Raw genomic sequence first — 3,844 nt, 5'->3', positions numbered from 1 at the left:
TCGCTGCCCTCTCCCCTGCACCCCGGCGACCCGCCGCCCGGCAAGCAGGCCGGAGCGGGGTACCCGCCGCTCCGTCGCCGCCGCTTTCACCCGGACCGCGAGAGGCCGGGCGGCCGACAGCCGAGGCCCGGGAACCGACACGCCGCCTCGTCGCTGCCCTCTCCCCTGCACCCCGGCGACCCGGCGCCCGGCAAGCAGCCCGGAGCGGGGTACCCGCCATTCCGCCGCCGCGCAGGTGAGGGAACGGCCGAACACCTCTCCGCCGCCCGTGCCGTTCCTACCAGCGGGCTTCGGGGCGGGTGAGGACGCGGGCGGCGGCCTCGACCACCTTCGGGTCGTACTCTTCGCCGGCGTCCATCCGCAGCCGCTCCAGCACCGCCTCGGTGCGGTCCGGGTCACCCGAGTCGCCCACCAGGTCGTCGAAGGCGTTGGCGACCTTGATGATCCTGCTGCCAAGGGGCGGCGGCCCGTCCCCGCCGTCGCCGCGACAGCCCTCGCACTGGCGGCGCACCAGCTCGGCCACCCCGTCCAGCACCCCGGTCTCGCGGATCACCGCCGAGCCCAGCTCGGCGATGCGCCGCTGCTCGCGCGGGGAGGCCAGCACGGTCGCGCCGCTGGCGATCGGGTCGCGCAGCGACAGCTGGCCGATGTCGTGCATCAGCGCCGCGTACTCCAGCTCGCGCAGCTCCGACTCGCGCATGCCCAGCTCGCAGCCGACCGCCGAGGCCAGGCGGCTCACCCGGCGCGAGTGGCCGGTCTCCACGTACCCGCCGACCTCGGTCACCCGGGACAGCGCGCGCACCGTCTGCAGGTAGGTCAGCCGGATGTCGGCGAAGCGGCGGAAGGCCACCTGGGTGACCAGCAGCGGCGCGGTGAACACCAGCAGCCCCACCAGGCCGGTCACGGTGGTGGCCAGGGCGATCAGGATGCCCGAGGCGCCGATCGCCATGCCGATGGCGAACTGGGCCCGCACCTCGTCGCGGAGCGCCACGGTGAACCGGGTGCGCAGCCGTTCGGCGCGGATCGCCGCCGCCAGCGCGGCGTCCACCGTCCAGGCCCCGATGACCAGTCCGGCCGTCACCCCCAGCACCGCGCCCCAGTCGCCCGGCGACGGGGCGAGCACGTCGGCGAAGGGCCGGAACACCGCCCCCACCGCCATCGGCGCCAGGAAGCGCCGGGACAGGTCGCTCCAGCGCGGTCCGCGCCCCACCGCCAGGNCCCCCCAGCCCCAGCGCCACCACCGCGCCGACCTGTTCGGCCGAGTGGTGCACGGTGGCGCCGCCGACGTCGGTGAGCAGCGCGTACCCGATGGCGCCGGCCGAGGCGATCGGGGCCACCTCGCGGTGGCCGGGCAGGGTGATGCGGGCGATCTCGCCCACCGCGATGAGCACGCCGAAGGCCAGTGCGGCGTGCGGCTCGACGAACCCCTCGGCCAGGGTCCACACCACCGCGCCCGCGGCGCACACGCACGCCGCCGCGATGAGCCAGAACCGGGTGTGGTCGATGCGCGGCGGAACCGTCCCCCGCCCCGCGGACGGGGCCGCCGCCAGCCCGGTCGCCGTCACCGGTCCGCCTCCCCCGCCACGCGCAGCGGAACGCTCGGGTCGTCGTGGTCCTGCTTGGCGACCTCGGCGGCGTCGTCGTCGGGCGGCTCCACCGCGTCGGGCGCCTGCCAGCCGTCGCGGTCCACGGCGGTGATGAGCGCGTCGACCATCCGCGGGTCGAACTGGGGGCCGGCGCAGCGCCGCAGCTCGGCCACGGCCTCCTCGATGGAGCGCGCCTTGCGGTAGGAGCGGGTGGAGGTCATGCAGTCGAAGGCGTCGGCGACCGAGATGATCCGCGCGAACTCGGGGATCTCCTCGCCGCCCAGGCCCATGGGGTAGCCGCGGCCGTCCATCCGCTCGTGGTGGTGCATGATCCCGGCGAGGGCCTCGTCGAGGAAGCCGATCTCGCGGACGATCTCGTAGCCGCGCATGGGGTGCAGCTGGATGGCGGCGAACTCCTCCTCGGTCAGCTTCCCCGACTTCTGCAGCACCTTGGTGGGCACGCCCAGCTTGCCGACGTCGTGCAGCATCCCCGCGTAGCGGATGGTGTGCACCCGTTCGGCGTTGAGGCCCAGCTCGCAGGCGATCATCGCCGAGGCCTTGGAGACCCGCATGCAGTGGCCGCGCGTGTAGTAGTCCTTGGTCTCCACCGCCTGGGCGAGGGTGGCCAGGGTGGCGTCGTGCGCCCGCTGCTCGGCCATGTACTGGTCGAAGGCCCAGCGCGCGATGAACAGCGGGAGCAGCACCAGCAGCACCGCGAACGGCCCGACCAGGCCCCAGATGGCGGCGATGAGCAGTCCGAGCATGCCGTAGCCCAGCGACGACAGCTCGAGGGTGGCCATGGGGCGCCAGCGCAGGCGCTTAGGGCGCTGGATGTCCAGGACGCCGAGCGCGCGCATGAGCCCGACGATGAGCGCGCCGTTGACCGCGTTGTGCACCAGGATGGCGCCGACGTAGGGCAGCACGATCCAGGGGAAGTCGTCCCGGCCGGGCACCCCCATCCTGCCGCCGAGCAGGAGGAAGGCGTGTCCGGCCGCGTACCCGGCCAGGGCGAACTGGGCGCCGTTGAAGAGCCGCTTGACCAGGTTCTGCCGGCGGAAGACGACCAGCATGGAGCACAGCCCCACCACGGCCGCCCCGACCGGTCCGACGAGGACGACGGCGGCCAGGGAGGCGGACGAGCTGGGCGAGATGCCCGCCCGTCCGCCGTCCCCGCCGCTGTCGACCATGGTGCTGATCGACTCGGCGACCACGAACAGCACCGCCAGCAGGAGCAGCGTGGCCGGGTCGATCCCCCCGTAGGGTCCGGCGGCCAGTACCCCGAGGGCACCCAGGGCGACGAGGCAGACGTACAACCGCGCCGCAACCGGAAGCGACCGCAATTCCCGGTACCTCCCACCCCATTGCCGACCGAACCGTCATGATTTCATCGTTACCGTTCTACCACCAGGACCAGCCGTTGACATGGCCGAACAGCCACGTGGCCGCGAGCAGCACCTCGTGCGCGACGGCGAACAGACCCGCCATGGAAATCCCCCTCCTGCGTCGACCGCCCGCCGGCCCCATCGCCCGCCCCTCCCCGACCCCGGACACGGCACCGGCTAGCGAATTCAACCCCTTACGGTCGATATGGCGCCCAGTTTAACGGCCCCCACTCGCCCCCCGATTTCCCCAGACCGAACCGTGAGCCAACCGTAAGCATCCGACGCCCCGGCCATTTCAGAATGTGAAACTACGAATCCGATTCGGACAATCGGCGGCCACGGAAAGTAATTGCCCCCAGCAAGGAGGGAAGCCGCGAAAACCCCGCCCACCACACCGATGCCGCCCCCTCTGCGACCACCACCCACCTGCACTCACTACGGAGCGTCACGCAACGTCTCTCCACGTGGCGCAATAGGGTCGGGCACACCCCTCCGCCCCCTGGGAGAGAAAATCCGTTCCGCACTCGGGCGTGTCGACCACTGGCACCGACCATTCTGCCCGCGTTCTCCTCTTTTGCGAGGTTCGGGAGTCATGGCCGAAAATACGATTACCCCGCCCTCTTCGACCGTCTTGCCGTAGGGCGCGCGAATACACACTCATCGGCGCCGAAATCCCGCCCCCGCCGAGAGCGCGGCACCGGGCGCGGAACCGGCCGCCGGACCGGACCCGGGGGCGGCACACGCAGACGCGGCGCACTGCGCTCCAGGGCCCCACAGGGCTCTACGCTCCGCCGCTCCGCGGTCGTGTCCGCTGGAGTGGTGGAACTGTCGGCCGCGTCCTTGTCAGCGGTGCGACCGCTGCAGCGCGATCGGGGC

Annotated in this window: 1 protein-coding gene and 1 pseudogene; both read right to left on the bottom strand. The window is 72.6% G+C overall.

The annotated features are described in order from the left end of the window. Positions 1-277 precede the first annotated feature (277 nt). Positions 278-1,550 (bottom strand): annotated as a pseudogene (locus D450_RS30475) (HD-GYP domain-containing protein). An 11-nt stretch (positions 1,551-1,561) separates the two neighbouring features. Then, entirely contained in the window at positions 1,562-2,899 is a 1,338-nt protein-coding gene (locus D450_RS0117350; RefSeq protein ID WP_017539919.1) for an HD-GYP domain-containing protein, read from the bottom strand. Positions 2,900-3,844: the final 945 nt, after the last annotated feature.

The sequence above is a fragment of the Nocardiopsis halophila DSM 44494 genome, from assembly GCF_000341245.1.
Taxonomy (GTDB): domain Bacteria; phylum Actinomycetota; class Actinomycetes; order Streptosporangiales; family Streptosporangiaceae; genus Nocardiopsis_A; species Nocardiopsis_A halophila.
Note: the sequence above shows the minus strand (reverse complement) of the source record. Positions and strands in the feature narration are given on the sequence as shown.